The sequence below is a fragment of the Belnapia mucosa genome, assembly GCF_016775475.1.
Taxonomy (GTDB): Bacteria; Pseudomonadota; Alphaproteobacteria; order Acetobacterales; family Acetobacteraceae; genus Belnapia; species Belnapia mucosa.
The window spans coordinates 1-1,049 of the sequence record NZ_JAEUXJ010000075.1 but is presented as its reverse complement, the minus strand read 5'-3'; the positions used below and the strand labels follow the sequence as shown (position 1 = coordinate 1,049).

The 1,049-nt window shown below is 65.4% G+C and carries 1 protein-coding gene; it reads right to left on the bottom strand.

Going from position 1 to position 1,049, the window contains the following annotated elements; all coding sequences use genetic code 11:
* Positions 1–6 precede the first annotated feature (6 nt).
* Positions 7–955, bottom strand: a protein-coding gene (locus JMJ55_RS30400) for an IS630 family transposase (RefSeq protein ID WP_236034273.1) whose coding sequence is annotated in 2 segments (ribosomal slippage) — positions 7–616 and positions 615–955 — 951 coding nt in all. Because the reading frame shifts where the segments join, the coding sequence is not laid out codon by codon here.
* Between the last annotated feature and the right edge of the window lie 94 nt (positions 956–1,049).

The window sequence follows — 1,049 nt, the reverse complement described above, 5'->3', positions numbered from 1 at the left end:
ATCCGATCATTCGGGCTCATAGCCTGCGGCGGTGAAGTAGCTTCGGCATTCGTTTGGAGTGAACTGCGGCAGCGCATCTCGGATAGCATCCCACAGGTCATCGATGGTGCGCGCGGCGGCTTTGCGCAGGATGGCCTTGAGCTTGGCGAAGGCATTCTCGATCGGGTTCAGGTCTGGCGAATAGGGTGGCAGGCGGAGCAGCCTGGCGCCTGCGGCTTCGATGGCGGCGCGGACAGCGGGGCGGCGGTGCGCAGGCAGATTGTCCATGATCACGACATCGCCGCACCGCAGGATGGGGACCAGCACCTGTTCGACATAGGCGAGGAAGGCGACGCCAGTCATCGGCCCGTCGAGCACCATCGGTGCCGTCATACCCTCGAGCCGCAGCGCTCCGGTGAAGGTGGTGGTTTTCCAATGCCCGTGTGGGATGGGCGACCGGCAGCGCTGGCCGCGCTTCGACCGACCGCGCAGGCGGGCCATCTTGGTCGAGGCACCGGTTTCGTCGATAAAGACCAGATGCTCGGGGTCGAGGTCAGGCTGAGCGTCGAACCAGGCTTGTCGTCGTGCAGCGACGTCGGGCCGCTCCTGCTCGCTGGCGTGCGCTGTTTTTTTTGAGCGTCATGGCGTGCCGGTCCAGGAAGCGCCAGATCGTGCTGGGCGCAAAGGCTGCGCCGTGCTGCTCACGCAGCATCCTGGACAGCTCCACCAGGGTGATATCCACCTGAGCCTCGACCGCCGTCATAATGGCCTCTCGGTAGACCTCAATCCGCCCCGACCGCAGGTCACCGCCTTTGGCCTTGGCGCGGGTGGCGCCCGTGGCACGCCAGTCCCGCACCCAGCGGACCGCAGTTGCAGCCGCAACCCCGAAGCGATCGGCCGCAGCGCGCCGCGATTGGCCGCCCTCGACCGCCGTGATCAGCCGGGAGCGCAGATCTTCAGACAGGGTTCTCGCCATGCAAGCTGGCCTCCACGCCCAGCCAGCAGGGTGAATCAAATTTCGAGGCCGAGAGGAATCCCCAATGACTCCGATCGGTCAGATTTTGCTCTAG